Annotated in this window: 15 protein-coding genes; 13 read left to right on the top strand and 2 right to left on the bottom strand. The window is 70.5% G+C overall.

All coding sequences use genetic code 11. The annotated features are described in order from the left end of the window. Positions 1-88: 88 nt before the first annotated feature. The 13 genes from ABZS61_RS16555 (at position 89) to ABZS61_RS16495 (ending at position 11,708) form a co-directional block, all read left to right on the top strand. A complete protein-coding gene (locus tag ABZS61_RS16555; protein WP_356420642.1) occupies positions 89-1,384 on the top strand; it encodes a GAF domain-containing protein in 1,296 nt (431 codons plus the stop codon). Between the two features lie 137 nt (positions 1,385-1,521). Next, positions 1,522-2,136 carry a GNAT family N-acetyltransferase gene (locus ABZS61_RS16550; RefSeq protein WP_356420639.1) on the top strand — a complete coding sequence of 205 codons (615 nt, stop codon included), beginning with the start codon at positions 1,522-1,524 and terminating at the stop codon, positions 2,134-2,136. 122 nt (positions 2,137-2,258) lie between these two features. Continuing rightward, positions 2,259-2,342: a putative leader peptide gene (locus tag ABZS61_RS16545; protein WP_310591794.1), complete on the top strand. Its 84-nt coding sequence runs from the start codon at positions 2,259-2,261 to the stop codon at positions 2,340-2,342. A gap of 116 nt (positions 2,343-2,458) precedes the next feature. Further along, positions 2,459-4,156 carry a nitrite/sulfite reductase gene (locus ABZS61_RS16540; RefSeq protein WP_356420636.1) on the top strand — a complete coding sequence of 566 codons (1,698 nt, stop codon included), beginning with the start codon at positions 2,459-2,461 and terminating at the stop codon, positions 4,154-4,156. Further along, positions 4,153-4,332: a hypothetical protein gene (locus ABZS61_RS16535; RefSeq protein WP_329206208.1), complete on the top strand. Its 180-nt coding sequence runs from the start codon at positions 4,153-4,155 to the stop codon at positions 4,330-4,332. The genes ABZS61_RS16540 and ABZS61_RS16535 overlap by 4 nt, the downstream gene beginning before the upstream one ends. Then, positions 4,329-5,045, top strand: a complete 717-nt coding sequence (locus tag ABZS61_RS16530; RefSeq protein ID WP_356420632.1) for a phosphoadenylyl-sulfate reductase — start codon at positions 4,329-4,331, stop codon at positions 5,043-5,045. Before ABZS61_RS16535 ends, ABZS61_RS16530 begins: the two co-directional genes overlap by 4 nt. Further along, a complete protein-coding gene (cysC, locus tag ABZS61_RS16525) occupies positions 5,045-5,614 on the top strand; it encodes an adenylyl-sulfate kinase (protein ID WP_329206212.1) in 570 nt (189 codons plus the stop codon). The genes ABZS61_RS16530 and cysC overlap by 1 nt, the downstream gene beginning before the upstream one ends. Beyond that, complete coding sequence (gene cysD, locus ABZS61_RS16520; RefSeq protein WP_351173748.1) at positions 5,611-6,546, top strand: sulfate adenylyltransferase subunit CysD; 936 nt, start codon at positions 5,611-5,613, stop codon at positions 6,544-6,546. Before cysC ends, cysD begins: the two co-directional genes overlap by 4 nt. After that, the gene (locus tag ABZS61_RS16515) at positions 6,547-7,890 is read left to right on the top strand and encodes a GTP-binding protein (RefSeq protein WP_356420628.1); all 1,344 of its coding nucleotides are present in this window, start codon (positions 6,547-6,549) and stop codon (positions 7,888-7,890) included. Between the two features lie 243 nt (positions 7,891-8,133). Continuing rightward, complete coding sequence (locus tag ABZS61_RS16510) at positions 8,134-9,249, top strand: aliphatic sulfonate ABC transporter substrate-binding protein (protein WP_356420625.1); 1,116 nt, start codon at positions 8,134-8,136, stop codon at positions 9,247-9,249. 37 nt (positions 9,250-9,286) lie between these two features. Then, entirely contained in the window at positions 9,287-10,078 is a 792-nt protein-coding gene (locus tag ABZS61_RS16505; RefSeq protein ID WP_356420623.1) for an ABC transporter ATP-binding protein, read from the top strand. Next, positions 10,065-10,943, top strand: coding sequence for an ABC transporter permease (locus tag ABZS61_RS16500; RefSeq protein ID WP_356420620.1), 879 nt, complete (start codon positions 10,065-10,067; stop codon positions 10,941-10,943). Before ABZS61_RS16505 ends, ABZS61_RS16500 begins: the two co-directional genes overlap by 14 nt. A 6-nt stretch (positions 10,944-10,949) precedes the next feature. Beyond that, a complete protein-coding gene (locus ABZS61_RS16495) occupies positions 10,950-11,708 on the top strand; it encodes a sirohydrochlorin chelatase (RefSeq protein WP_356420618.1) in 759 nt (252 codons plus the stop codon). 10 nt (positions 11,709-11,718) lie between these two features. Here ABZS61_RS16495 and ABZS61_RS16490 read toward each other — a convergent pair whose 3' ends face one another. Together ABZS61_RS16490 and ABZS61_RS16485 are read right to left on the bottom strand one after the other, a co-directional pair. After that, the gene (locus ABZS61_RS16490) at positions 11,719-12,351 is read right to left on the bottom strand and encodes a DsbA family protein (protein ID WP_356420616.1); all 633 of its coding nucleotides are present in this window, start codon (positions 12,349-12,351) and stop codon (positions 11,719-11,721) included. A gap of 197 nt (positions 12,352-12,548) precedes the next feature. Continuing rightward, entirely contained in the window at positions 12,549-13,466 is a 918-nt protein-coding gene (locus tag ABZS61_RS16485) for a S1 family peptidase (protein WP_356420613.1), read from the bottom strand. Between the last annotated feature and the right edge of the window lie 316 nt (positions 13,467-13,782).

Below are 13,782 nucleotides of genomic sequence, written 5' to 3'. Positions count from 1 at the left end.
GCGGACCCGGGCACGGCAGGATGGGTCTTCTGGACCCGGTGCTCACCCGTCGGACCGGGTCCACGCTTTGCTTTTGGGGGAACCCGTCATGGAGACAAGCCCTGCCGTGGAAGCGCGACCGGCAGCAGACCCGCAGGCGGTGGTGACCGCCACCCGCCTGGTGCACCGGGCCAGGGAGGCCCGACTGGCGGGCGCGCGCGGGGTGCCGGTCCCGCGCGCCGAGATCGACGCGTCCTGGGACCGGGTGCTGCGCAGTGGCATCGACCCCGAGCAGTCGCCGGAGAGCGAGCTGCTCGAAGCGGACGAGATCGAGCACCGGCGCCGGAGCACGGTGCTCGGCGACGTCATGCCGCTGCTGCGGGACGGGCTGGCCGCGATCGCCGACGCGGCGCAGCAGATCCTGGTCGTCACGGACAACGAGGGCCGGGTGCTGTGGCGCCAGGGCCACACGGCCGTGATGCGCCTGGCCAAGGACATCTGCCTGGAGGAGGGCGCAGCCTGGTCGGAGTCGACGACCGGGACGAACGCGATCGGCACGGCACTCGCCACCCGTACCCCGGTACAGGTCCACTCGGCCGAGCACTTCATCCGCGCCCTGCACAACTGGACGTGTGCGGCGGCCCCGGTACGCGATCCGCGCGACGGCCGGCTGATGGGCATCGTCGACATCAGCGGCCCCGCGTCCACCTTCCATCCGACGACGCTGGCACTGGTCGGCTCGGTGGCCTCGCTCGCGGAGGGCGAACTGCGCACCCGGCACCTGGTGGCGATCGAACGGCTGCGGTCGGTGGCGGCGCCCATCCTGTGCCGGCTGGGCGGGCGCGCGCTGGTGGTGGACACCCACGGCTGGCTGGCCGCCGTCGTGGGGATGCCGCCGGTGGACCGGCTGCCGCTGCCGAAGTCGCTGCAGCCGGGCCGGGTGTGGCTGGCGTCGCTCGGGATGTGCCTCGTGGAGCCGCTGCCGGGGGGCTGGCTCGTGCAGGTGGCGGACGGCCGGGCCGACGGACCGCCGCGCCGTGTGGTGCTCGACCTGAGCCGGGAGCGCGGGCTCGCGGTGCATGTGGCGGGTCCGGTGGGCACCTGGACCCAGCGGCTCTCCCCCCGCCACGCGGAGCTGCTGTACGCCCTGGCGCTGCACCGGGAGGGGCGCACCGCGGCGGAGCTGGCCCAGGACATCTTCGGCGATCCGACCCGGACGGTGACGGTCCGGGCGGAGATCTCCCGTGTACGGCGCCATCTGGCGGAGGTGCTCGCCCATCGCCCGTACCGCTTCGGTGAGGGGGTGGAGGTGGAGGTGATCCATCCGGACCTGCCGGCGGACCTGCTGCCCCGGTCGACGGCTCCGGTGGTCGTGAGGACGCGTACGTCCGCGGGTACGGCCTGAGGCCCTCCGACAGCGGCGTGCGGATCCCTGGACGGGCCGGGCGGGGTGACCGGACAGCGAGCCGCAGGTCCGGTGCGGCGCGGGTCCTGCGTGGACCGGGTTTGGCGCGGCGCGGGCGGCGTGGTTTTCTGGCGGCCATGAGCAACCCCACCCTTCCCGCCGCCCCTGCCGCTCCCACGTCCGAGGTGACCATCTGGTCCCTGGAGCAGACCTCGCCCGACGATCTGCGCCCCGCGGCCGCTCCCACGGGCGATGTGCGGATCGTCCGGTCGCAGACGGCGCTGCCGGAGTTCAGCCGGTTCCTCTACACGGCGGTGGGCGGGGACATCCGGTGGACCGACCGGCTGGGGCTGACGTACGCGCAGTGGCAGGAGGTCCTGGACCGCCCGGGCGCGGAGACCTGGGTGGCGTACGAGAACGGGACCCCCGCCGGTTTCATCGAGCTCGACTCGCAGGAGGGCGGTGTGGTCGAGATCGGCTACTTCGGGCTGATCCCGGCCTTCCGGGGCCGCCGCATCGGTGGCCACCTCCTGTCGTACGGAGTCGCGCGCGCCTGGGACCTGGCCGAACGCCACCCCGGCCGGATGCCCACCGAGCGGGTGTGGGTGCACACCTGCTCCGACGACGGTCCGCACGCCATGGACAACTACCTGCGCCGCGGTTTCCGGCTGTTCGACACCCGGACCGAGCGGGAGCCCGACGTGGCGATGCCCGGCCCCTGGCCCGGCGCGTACGACGACTCCACGGCCTGACAATGTCGCTTTGTCGATGTCGCGGGAGTGACGGAAGCCACACGTCTCACATTTCGGGACCATCTCGTCCACATACTGGATCGTGGTGGACTGCCCCGAGATCCGCGTGACACGCTTCCTCCATGTCTGGAACTGGAATTGCCTTGGTGAGTCGGCGGCACGTCGACCTCGGCCGCATGTCCAGCGCCATCTGTCCGGCCCGCTGAGAGTCTCCAGCACCGCCGCGCCCCTTTGATTCACGCTTCATCCTGCGCACCGCCGCGCTTCACGCGAGTGTGCAGTTCAGAGCCGCCCTCCTGCAGTCCCGAAGGACGTATTTGCCATGGCCGCCACCCCCGAACAGCCTGCTACCGCCACGCCCCGCCGCAAGGCCGGACGTCACCGTGGTGAAGGTCAGTGGGCCATGGGTCACTACACCCCGCTCAACGGGAACGAGCAGTTCAAGAAGGACGACGACAGTCTCAACGTGCGGACACGCATTGAGACGATCTACTCCAAGCGCGGCTTCGACTCGATCGACCCGAACGACCTTCGCGGCCGGATGCGCTGGTGGGGGCTCTACACCCAGCGCCGGGCCGGCATCGACGGCGGCAAGACCGCGGTGCTCGAGCCCGAGGAGCTCGAGGACTCGTACTTCATGCTGCGGGTGCGCATCGACGGCGGAAGGCTGACGACCGCGCAACTGCGGGTGATCGGTGAGATCTCCGAGCAGTACGCGCGCGGAACGGCCGACATCACCGACCGGCAGAACGTCCAGATGCACTGGATCCGCATCGAGGACGTCCCGGCGATCTGGGAGAAGCTGGAGGCCGTCGGGCTCTCCACGACCGAGGCCTGCGGAGACTGCCCCCGCGTGATCATCGGCTCCCCCGTCGCGGGCATCGCCGCGGACGAGATCATCGACGGCACGCCCGCGGTGGACGAGATCCACGACCGGTACATCGGCAGCCCGGAGTTCTCCAACCTCCCGCGCAAGTTCAAGACCGCGATCTCCGGCTCGCCCGTCCAGGACGTGGTGCACGAGATCAACGACATCGCCTTCGTCGGTGTCGACCACCCCGAGCACGGTCCGGGCTTCGACGTCTGGGTCGGCGGCGGCCTGTCCACCAACCCGCGGCTGGCCGAACGCCTGGGCACCTGGGTCCCCTTGGACGAGGTTCCCGACGTCTGGGCCGGTGTCGTCGGCATCTTCCGCGACTACGGCTACCGCCGTCTCCGCACGCGCGCCCGCCTCAAGTTCCTGATGGCCGACTGGGGTCCCGCGAAGTTCCGCCAGATCCTGGAGGACGAGTACCTCAAGCGTCCGCTGCTGGACGGCCCCGCACCCGCCGAACCCTCCTCCCGCTGGCGCGACCACATCGGCGTCCACCAGCAGCAGGACGGCCGTTTCTACGTGGGCTTCGCCCCGCGCGTCGGCCGGGTGGACGGCTCCACCCTCGCCAAGATCGCGGAGCTGGCCGAGTCGCACGGCTCGGGCCGGGTCCGCACCACCGTCGAGCAGAAGATGATCATCCTCGACGTGGAGCAGGACCAGGTCGAGTCCCTCTCCGCCGGGCTGGAGGCGCTGGACTTCCAGGTGAAGCCCTCCACCTTCCGGCGCGGCACGATGGCCTGCACCGGCATCGAGTTCTGCAAGCTGGCGATCGTCGAGACGAAGGCGCGCGGCGCCGCGCTCATCGACGAGCTGGAGCGCCGCCTGCCGGACTTCGAGGAACCGCTCACCATCAACATCAACGGCTGCCCCAACGCCTGCGCCCGCATCCAGACCGCGGACATCGGTCTCAAGGGCCAGCTCATGCTCGACGCCGACGGCAACCAGGTCGAGGGCTACCAGGTGCACCTCGGCGGCGCGCTCGGCCTGGAGGCCGGCTTCGGCCGCAAGGTCCGCGGCCTGAAGGTCACCTCGGCCGAACTCCCCGACTACGTCGAGCGGGTCCTCGGCAGGTTCCAGGAGGAGCGCGAGGACGACGAGCGCTTCGCGACCTGGGCGGCACGGGCCAGTGCGGAGTCGCTGTCATGAGCGAACGAGCGGCGCCCTTCTACTGCCCGTACTGCGGCGACGAGGACCTGCGCCCCCACGAGGCGGGGCACGGCGCCTGGGAATGTGCTTCCTGCAATCGCGCGTTCCAGCTGAAGTTCCTGGGCCTGCTGGCCCACGGACTCCAGCGCAACGACGTGGAAGGGGACGGGACATGACGGACACGCTGCACACCGGCGAGCTCACCGACGAGGCCCTGAAGGAACTGGCGGCACGTGCGGGACGCGAGCTGGAGGACGCCTCCGCGCTCGACATCCTGAAGTGGGCCACCGACACCTTCGGCAAGGAGTTCTGCGTCACGTCCTCCATGGAGGACGCGGTCGTCGCGCACCTCGCCTCCCGCGTCGCGCCCGGCGTGGACGTGGTGTTCCTCGACACCGGCTACCACTTCGAGGAGACGATCGGGACCCGCGACGCGGTGGACGCGGTGATGGACGTCAACGTCATCACGCTGACCCCGCGCCGGACGGTGGCCGAGCAGGACGCCGAGCACGGACCGAAGCTGCACGACCGCGACCCCGACCTGTGCTGCGCGCTGCGCAAGGTCAAGCCGCTGGAGGAGGGCCTGACCGCGTACGGGGCCTGGGCGACCGGCCTGCGCCGCGACGAGTCCCCCACCCGGGCGAACACCCCGGTCGTCGGCTGGGACGAGAAGCGCCGCAAGGTCAAGGTCTCGCCGATCGCCCGCTGGACCCAGGACGACGTGGACGCGTACGTCGCCGAGCACGGCGTACTGACCAACCCGCTGCTGACGGACGGTTACGCCTCCGTCGGCTGCGCGCCCTGCACCCGTCGGGTGCTGGAGGGCGAGGACGCACGGGCCGGCCGCTGGGCCGGCCGCGGAAAGACCGAATGCGGGCTGCACGGCTGATGACGACTGATCAGGAGATTTCGATGAGCGTGACGGAGACGGGAGCCACCGTCTGGCTCACCGGTCTGCCGAGCGCGGGCAAGACCACCATCGCGTACGAGCTGGCGGGCCGGCTGCGCAGTGACGGCCACCGGGTCGAGGTCCTGGACGGCGACGAGATCCGGGAGTTCCTCTCCGCGGGCCTCGGCTTCTCCCGCGAGGACCGGCACACCAACGTCCAGCGGATCGGCTTCGTCGCCGAACTGCTGGCGGCCAACGGCGTGAAGGTGCTGGTGCCGGTCATCGCCCCGTACGCCGACAGCCGGGACGCGGTACGCAAGCGCCATGGCGCCGAGGGCACCGCCTATCTGGAGGTGCACGTGGCTACGCCGGTCGAGGTGTGCTCCGTACGCGATGTGAAGGGGCTGTACGCCAAGCAGGCCGCGGGCGAGATCAGTGGCCTCACCGGGGTCGACGACCCCTACGAGGCACCCGAGTCGCCGGATCTGCGGATCGAGTCGCACCAGCAGACCGTGCAGGAGTCCGCAGCGGCGCTTCGTGCGCTGCTCACCGAGAGGGGCCTGGCGTGAGCACCGTCGCCACCGTGCCGGAAGGCACCGTCAATCCGTACGCGCTCAGCCACCTCGACTCCCTGGAGTCCGAGGCGGTGCACATCTTCCGCGAGGTGGCGGGGGAGTTCGAGCGGCCGGTGATCCTCTTCTCCGGCGGCAAGGACTCGATCCTCATGCTGCACCTGGCCCTCAAGGCGTTCGCCCCGGCCCCCGTCCCCTTCACGCTGCTCCACGTCGACACCGGGCACAACTTCCCGGAGGTCCTCGAATACCGCGACCGCACCGTCGAGAAGCACGGCCTGCGCCTGCACGTCGCCTCCGTCCAGGAGTACATCGACGCGGGCAAGCTCCGCGAGCGCCCCGACGGCACCCGCAACCCGCTGCAGACCGTCCCGCTGACCGAAGCCATCCAGCAGCACCGCTTCGACGCCGTGTTCGGCGGCGGCCGGCGCGACGAGGAGAAGGCCCGGGCCAAGGAGCGGGTCTTCTCGCTGCGCGACGAGTTCTCCCAGTGGGACCCGCGCCGCCAGCGCCCCGAGCTGTGGCAGCTGTACAACGGCCGGCACGCCGCGGGTGAGCACGTCCGGGTGTTCCCCATCTCCAACTGGACCGAGCTCGACGTCTGGCAGTACATCGAGCGCGAGGGGATCGAGCTCCCGGAGATCTACTTCGCCCACGACCGCGAGGTCTTCAACCGCTCCGGCATGTGGCTGACCGCAGGCGACTGGGGCGGCCCCAAGGCCCACGAGACGGTCGAGACCCGTCAGGTCCGTTACCGCACGGTCGGCGACATGTCCTGCACCGGCGCCGTCGACTCCGACGCCACCACGCTGGACGCCGTGATCACCGAGATCGCCGCCTCCCGGCTCACCGAGCGGGGCGCGACCCGCGCCGACGACAAGATGTCCGAGGCCGCGATGGAAGACCGCAAGCGCGAGGGGTACTTCTAAATGACCACCACCACCGAGCAGTTGTCGGCCACCACCCTGCTGCGGTTCGCCACCGCGGGGTCCGTCGACGACGGCAAGTCCACCCTGGTGGGACGGCTCCTGCACGACTCCAAGTCGGTCCTCACCGACCAGCTGGAGGCCGTCGCGCTGGCCTCGACCAACCGCGGCCAGGAGGCGCCCGACCTGGCGCTGCTGACCGACGGTCTGCGGGCGGAGCGCGAGCAGGGCATCACCATCGACGTCGCGTACCGCTACTTCGCCACCACCCGGCGCCGGTTCATCCTCGCCGACACCCCGGGGCACGTGCAGTACACCCGCAACATGGTCACGGGCGCCTCCACGGCCGAGCTGGCCGTCGTCCTGGTCGACGCCCGCAACGGCGTCGTCGAGCAGACCCGCCGGCACGCCGCCGTCGCTGCGCTGCTCCGTGTCCCGCACGTCGTGCTTGCCGTGAACAAGATGGACCTGGTCGAGTACGCGGAGCCCGTGTTCGCCGCCATAGCCGAGGAGTTCACCGCGTACGCGGCCTCTCTCGGTGTCCCCGAGATCACCGCCATCCCGATCTCCGCGCTGGCCGGCGACAATGTCGTGGAACCGTCCGCCCACATGGACTGGTACGGCGGCCCGACCGTACTGGAACACCTGGAGACCGTGCCGGTCAGCCACGACCTGACGGAGTGCCACGCGCGCTTCCCGGTGCAGTACGTGATCCGCCCGCAGACCGCCGAGCACCCCGACTACCGGGGGTACGCCGGTCAGATCGCCGCCGGGGTCTTCCGGGTCGGTGAGACCGTCTCCGTGCTGCCGTCCGGCCGCACCACGACGATCGAGGCGATCGACGCGCTCGGCGAGAGCGTCGACATCGCCTGGGCACCGCAGTCGGTGACGATCCGTCTGGCCGACGACATCGACGTCTCGCGCGGCGACCTGCTCGCCCCCGCGGACGACGCTCCCGCCGTCACGCAGGACGTCGAGGCGACCGTCTGCCACGTGGCCGACCGGCCGCTCACCGTGGGTCAGCGGGTGCTGCTCAAGCACACCACCCGTACGGTCAAGGCGATCGTCAAGGACATCCCGTCGCGTCTCACGCTGGACGACCTCTCCCAGCACCCGGCTCCCGGGCAGCTGGTGGCCAACGACATCGGCCGGGTCGTGGTCCGTACGGCCGAGCCGCTCGCGCTCGACGCCTACGCGGACTCCCGGCGCACCGGCTCGTTCCTGCTGATCGACCCCGCGGACGGCACGACGCTGACGGCCGGCATGGCGGGCGCCTCGTTCACCGCCGCCACCGATGCGGCGGCCGACGCGGACGCTGCCGCCGAGGACGCGGAGTGGGACTTCTGATGATCACCGATTTCTTCTCCACCTTCGCGAAGGAGGGCGGCCGGGTCGGCAGCGGCGCCCTCGGCAGCGGCCAGGGCGGGGTCGGGCGATGTGCGTGATGACGTACGCGCACTGCCTGCGCGCCCGCTCGCACCAGCTGCTCCGCCCGCACCACCAGTTCAGACGAAGACCTGCCGACCTCCCGGCCGCGTCCCCGGACTTCTGGGGGACGTGAGTACCGGGCCAACGAGAGGAAAGCCTCCCGTGTCTGCCCCCCGTACCGCTCTCCGCCGCAGCCTCGCCGCTGCCGCCGCTCTGCCGCTGCTCGCCGTGGCGCTCACCGCCTGCGGCTACGGCTCCGAGGCGAAGGACGACGACGCCAAGAAGTCGAACGTCTCCGCCGACGGAAAGAAGCTCTCCGCGGACACCGTGAAGATCGGCTACTTCCCGAACCTCACGCACGCCACCGCCCTGGTCGGCATCCAGGAAGGCCTGATCGCCAAGGAGCTCGGCGGCACCACGGTCAAGCCCTCGACGTTCAACGCCGGGCCCTCCGAGATCGAGGCGCTCAACGCGGGTTCGATCGACATCGGCTTCATCGGCCCCTCCCCCTCGATCAACGGCTTCGCCAAGTCCCAGGGCAAGAACCTGCGGATCATCAGCGGTTCGGCGTCCGGCGGCGTGAAGCTCGTCGTCAACCCGAAGAAGATCAAGACGCTGGACGATCTCAAGGGCAAGAAGATCGCCACCCCGCAGCTCGGAAACACCCAGGACGTCGCGTTCCTCAACTGGATCTCCGAGAAGGGCTGGAAGGTCGACGCCCAGAGCGGCAAGGGCGACGTCTCCGTGGTCCGTTCGGACAACAAGGTGACCCCGGACGCCTACAGGTCGGGCTCTCTGGACGGTGCCTGGGTCCCCGAGCCGACCGCGTCCAAGCTGGTCGCCGAGGGCGGGAAGGTCCTGCTCGACGAGTCGACGCTGTGGCCCGACAACAAGTTCGTGATCACGAACATCATCGTGTCGCAGAAGTTCCTCTCCGAGCACCCCGATGTCGTCGAGGCGGTGCTGCGCGGCACGGTCAACACCAACAAGTGGATCACCGCCAACCCGGACGAGGCGAAGGCTTCGGCGAACGCCGCACTCAAGGAGCTCAGCGGCAAGGAGCTGCCGGCCGAGGTCCTCGACCCGGCGTGGGAGTCCATCCAGATCACCGACGACCCGCTGGCCGCGACGCTCCAGGCGCAGGCGGACCACGCGGTCGAGGCCGGTCTCCTCGAGAAGCCCAGCCTCGACGGCATCTACGACCTGAAGCCGCTGAACAAGATCCTCAAGGCCGCGGGCCAGCCCGAGGTCGCCGACGCCGGTCTCGGCGTCAAGTAGCCCGACCCGTACCCGGATTCCCCAGGAGGTGACGACCATGGCGACCACCACCCTCACCAAGGCCGAGGACCGTGCAGCGGTCGAGCACGCCGCTCGTATCACGCACGTCTCCAAGTCCTTCGCCGGACCGACGGGGCAGCAGCTCGTCCTGGACGACATCACGCTCGATGTCGCTCCGGGCGAGTTCGTCACCCTCCTGGGAGCCTCCGGGTGCGGCAAGTCGACGCTGCTCAACCTGGTGGCGGGACTCGACCGCCCGACCGCGGGGTCCATCGAGACCCCCGGCGGGCGGCCGGCCCTGATGTTCCAGGAGCACGCCCTCTTCCCGTGGCTGACCGCGGGAAAGAACATCGAACTGGCACTGCGGCTGCGCGGGGTCCCCAAGGCGGACCGCCGCACCGAAGCGGAGCGACTGCTCGAACTCGTACGGCTCGGCGGGGCGTACGGGAAGCGGGTGCACGAACTCTCGGGCGGCATGCGCCAGCGTGTGGCCCTGGCCCGGGCTCTCGCCCAGGACAGTCAACTGCTGTTGATGGACGAGCCGTTCGCGGCGCTCGACGCCATCACCCGCGATGTGCTGCATGACGAACTGACCCGGATCTGGCGCGAGACGAACGCCTCGGTCCTCTTCGTCACCCACAACGTGCGTGAGGCGGTACGGCTCGCGCAGCGCGTCATCCTGCTGTCGTCGCGGCCCGGCCGGATCGCCCGTGAGTGGACGGTCGACATCGAGCAGCCGCGCCGTATCGAGGACACCGCCGTGGCGGAGCTGTCCGTCGAGATCACCGAACAACTGCGTGGGGAGATCCGCCGTCATGGCCAGCACTGACACGAAGTCCGACGATCTGGCCGGGCTGGAAGCCGGGCTGGACGCGCTGGACGCCGTCCAGGTGCGGCGGACCCCGGCCCGTGAAGTCCTGCTGAACAAGGTCCTGCCGCCGGTCGTGGCGGTGATCCTGGTCGTCCTGGTCTGGCAGCTGCTGGTCTGGGCGAAGGTCACCGAGGACTACAAGCTGCCGCCGCCCTCCGCGGTGTGGAACAGCGTCACCGACATGTGGGCGCAGGGGACACTGCTGGAGGTCGTCTGGACCAGTGTGTCGCGCGGTCTGCTCGGCTTCCTGATGGCCGTCGCCATCGGCACCCCGCTGGGTCTGCTGGTGGCCAGGGTGAAGCTGGTCCGGGCGGCGATCGGACCGATCCTGTCCGGACTGCAGTCCCTGCCGTCGGTGGCGTGGGTGGCACCGGCCGTGATCTGGCTCGGGCTCAACGACTCGATGATGTACGCGGTGATCCTGCTCGGCGCCGTCCCGTCCGTCGCCAACGGACTGGTCTCCGGAGTCGACCAGGTGCCGCCGCTGTTCCTGCGCGCGGGCCGCACGATCGGTGCGACCGGACTGCGCGGGACCTGGCACATCGTCCTGCCGGCCGCTCTGCCGGGTTACCTGGCGGGTCTCAAGCAGGGCTGGGCGTTCTCCTGGCGTTCGCTGATGGCCGCCGAGATCATCGCGTCCTCACCCGATCTCGGTCTGGGACTCGGCCAGTTGCTGGAGAACGGCCGCAACAACTTCGACATGCCGGGGATCTTCCTGGCGATCCTCCTCATCCTGTTCGTCGGCATCGCGATCGACCTGCTGATCTTCAGTCCGCTGGAGCGGCGGGTACTGCGCAGCCGCGGTCTCCTCGTCAAGAGCTGAGTCTCCATGTCTGCCCCGGTCCTTCTCGTCATCGCCCACGGCAGCCGCGATCCGCGGCACGCGGCGACCGTGCACGCGCTCACCGCGCGGGTGCGGTCGCTGCGGCCCGGGCTGCGCGTGGAGACGGGCTTCCTGGAGTTCAACGCCCCGTCCGTGCCCAGGGTGCTGGAACGCCTGGCCGCGGAGGGGGCGGGCGAGGTCGTCGCCCTTCCCCTGCTGCTGACGCGGGCCTTCCACGCCAAGTCCGACATCCCGTCGGTGCTGCACGAGGCCCGCACCCGACTGCCGCGGCTGCGTATCCGTCAGGCCGAGGTACTCGGCCCGTCCCCCCTGCTGAACGCGGCGCTGGAGCAGCGCCTGCACGAGGCCGGGGTCTCCCCCGCCGACAAGCGCTCGACCGGGCTCGTCCTGGCCTCGGCGGGCTCCACAGACCCGGAGGCGATCGCAGTGATCGCTGAAATCGCGCGGGAGCTGCGGCACACCGGTTGGTGCGCCGTGCGGCCTGCGTTCGCCTCCGCATCTCTTCCCCGCACCGCCGACGTGGTGCGGGCCCTGCGGGCCGACGGGGTGCGGCGGGTGGCGGTGGCCCCGTACGTCATCGCGCCCGGCCGGCTCCCGGACCGGATCGCCGCAGGTGCCGAGGAGGCCGGAGCCGATGTGCTCTCCGGCGTGCTGGGCCCGTCGGCGGAACTCGCCCGGCTGCTGCTGAACCGGTACGACGAGGCGTCCGTCCCGGCAGCGCGGATGACGTCGCTCAGCGCGTAGCCGGGCCGGCTCAGCCGCAGTCGAGGCTGCCGGTGCGCGTGCGCTTGAGCTCGAAGAAGTCCGGGTGGCCGGCCAGGACGCGGAAACTGTCGAAGAGCCGCGCCGCCTCCTCGCCCCGCGGGATCGAGTTGAGGACCGGGCCGAACCACACCGTGCCGTCGACGTGGATCGTGGGCGTGCCGACGTAGGAGTCCGCAGCCGGGTCCTTGCCGCGGTCGTGGCTGCGGCGCACGGCCTCGTCGTGTGCCGGGGAGTGCGCGGCGAGCGCGAGGGTGGCGGGCAGCCCCAGCTCGGCCAGCGATTCGGCGGTCACCGCGTCGAAGTCCTCGTTCTTCTGCCGGTGGATACGGGTGCCGAGTGCGGTGTAGAGGTCGCGCAGGACTTCGTCCCCGTGATCCGCCGCCGCGGCGACCGCGACCCGGACCGGCCCGATCGACTTGTCGACGAGCTCCCGGTACCAGTCGGGGAGTTCGTTGCCGGCGTTGTGCAGGTAGAGGCTCATCACGTGGAAGCGGAGCTCGATGTCGCGTTCCCGCTCGACCTCCAGCATCCAGCGTGAGGCGATCCAGGCGAAGGGGCAGGCGGGGTCGAAGTAGAAGTCGACGACCGTCCCGCCCGTCGAGGCGTCCTTGTAAGTGCTCATGGAACGAGCCTATGGAGCCGGTGGCCCGCTTCCCTGGGCCATTCGGCCATCGGCGGGCCGGGCCACTGTGCGTGGCGTGCCGTTCCGGCGGCTTCCGGAGAGCGGATACGGCAACGGGCCGCGCCGGGAGGCGCGGCCCGTCGGGGTGAGCCGGGTCGGTGCTGCGTACGTCCGTGGGTCCGGACGCCTGTGACGTCCTAGAAGACGCTGACGCCGTAGGCGCTCAGTGCCTCGGTGACGGGCTGGAAGAACGTGGTGCCACCTGAGGAGCAGTTGCCGCTGCCGCCCGAGGTGAGGCCCAGCGCCTTGGTGCCCGCGAAGAGGGAGCCGCCGCTGTCGCCGGGCTCGGCGCAGACGTTGGTCTGGATCATGCCGTAGACGACGTCGCCGCCGCCGTAGTTCACGGTCGCGTTGAGGCCTGTCACGGTGCCGCTGTGCACGCCGGTGGTGGAGCCGCTCCGCTTCACCGCCTGGCCGACCGTGGGGTTGCCGGCGGAGGTGATGTCCTGGTAGCTGCCGTTGTAGAGGTAGACCCTGCCGTCCGCGTTGGCGGAGTTGGAGTGCCGGATCAGCCCGTAGTCATTGGTGGGGAAGCTGCTGCCCGCCCGCGAGCCGAGGACCGCGGTCTGGCCGGAGTTGGTGTACCAGGTGCTGCCTATCTCGGTGCAGTGCCCGGCAGTCAGCGCGTAGTACGTGCTGCCGCTGCGTACGTTGAAGCCGAGGGAACAGCGGCCGCCGCCGGCGTAGATGGCCTGGCCACCGGCGATGAGCTTGCTGAACGTGCCCGGGGTGTGCTTGAGGTCGATCTTCGCCCCGGAGCCGGTGACCGACTTCTTGATCGTGGCGATCTCGGATGCGGTCACCGTGCTGTCGACCGTCACGACGACCTTGCCGGTGCTCGCGTCGGTGTACCAGGCCGTCCCGGCGACGTCGGCACCGCGCACGGCGGAACTGGCGTCGGCGAGCTCGGCCTTCGTCACGGTGGTGTCCGGTGCCGCCTGGGCCATCGCGGTCGGTGCGGCAAGCGCGACGGCGGTGACCAGACCGGAGGTCACGGCGATGAGCCGGGCGTGTCTGGAGATGGCGCCGAGGGGGGCGAAGCGCTTGAAGGTCACAACATCCTCCATTGATGGGGGGATACACGGCCCGCTGGGTGGGCGGACCGACAGCGTGCGACTGTCCGGGACCCGTGGGTTCTGGTCGTGGACCTGCCAATCGCACGTCCCGAATCCTTGACTCCACTTGGTCCGGTGGCAAGGTCGCCTTCCGGACTCGGTACCGGAGAACGGGCAGTGAACCCCGGTACGCGGCCAGGTGGCCTCCGAACGTCCGCGTCCGCTCACCGAACGGACACCCACAGCGAATTGCAGCAAACCGTGAACCACGGGCCGCACCCCGGCGCACGGTGGCGGGCGTCACGATCACACACGC

This window comes from Streptomyces sp. NPDC005566, from assembly GCF_040605575.1.
Lineage (GTDB): Bacteria > Actinomycetota > Actinomycetes > Streptomycetales > Streptomycetaceae > Streptomyces.
The sequence above is the reverse complement of the archived record's forward strand: the minus strand, read 5'-3'. Positions and strand labels throughout refer to the sequence as shown.

Bases quoted from the DNA above. Each gene is read 5' to 3' on its own strand.
- ABZS61_RS16555 (WP_356420642.1), top strand. From the start codon at position 89: ATGGAGACAAGCCCTGCCGTGGAAGCGCGACCGGCAGCAGACCCGCAG.
- ABZS61_RS16550 (WP_356420639.1), top strand. From the start codon at position 1,522: ATGAGCAACCCCACCCTTCCCGCCGCCCCTGCCGCTCCCACGTCCGAG.
- ABZS61_RS16545 (WP_310591794.1), top strand. From the start codon at position 2,259: ATGTCTGGAACTGGAATTGCCTTGGTGAGTCGGCGGCACGTCGACCTC.
- ABZS61_RS16540 (WP_356420636.1), top strand. From the start codon at position 2,459: ATGGCCGCCACCCCCGAACAGCCTGCTACCGCCACGCCCCGCCGCAAG.
- ABZS61_RS16535 (WP_329206208.1), top strand. From the start codon at position 4,153: ATGAGCGAACGAGCGGCGCCCTTCTACTGCCCGTACTGCGGCGACGAG.
- ABZS61_RS16530 (WP_356420632.1), top strand. From the start codon at position 4,329: ATGACGGACACGCTGCACACCGGCGAGCTCACCGACGAGGCCCTGAAG.
- cysC (WP_329206212.1), top strand. From the start codon at position 5,045: ATGACGACTGATCAGGAGATTTCGATGAGCGTGACGGAGACGGGAGCC.
- ABZS61_RS16515 (WP_356420628.1), top strand. From the start codon at position 6,547: ATGACCACCACCACCGAGCAGTTGTCGGCCACCACCCTGCTGCGGTTC.
- ABZS61_RS16505 (WP_356420623.1), top strand. From the start codon at position 9,287: ATGGCGACCACCACCCTCACCAAGGCCGAGGACCGTGCAGCGGTCGAG.
- ABZS61_RS16500 (WP_356420620.1), top strand. From the start codon at position 10,065: ATGGCCAGCACTGACACGAAGTCCGACGATCTGGCCGGGCTGGAAGCC.
- ABZS61_RS16495 (WP_356420618.1), top strand. From the start codon at position 10,950: ATGTCTGCCCCGGTCCTTCTCGTCATCGCCCACGGCAGCCGCGATCCG.
- ABZS61_RS16490 (WP_356420616.1), bottom strand. From the start codon at position 12,351: ATGAGCACTTACAAGGACGCCTCGACGGGCGGGACGGTCGTCGACTTC.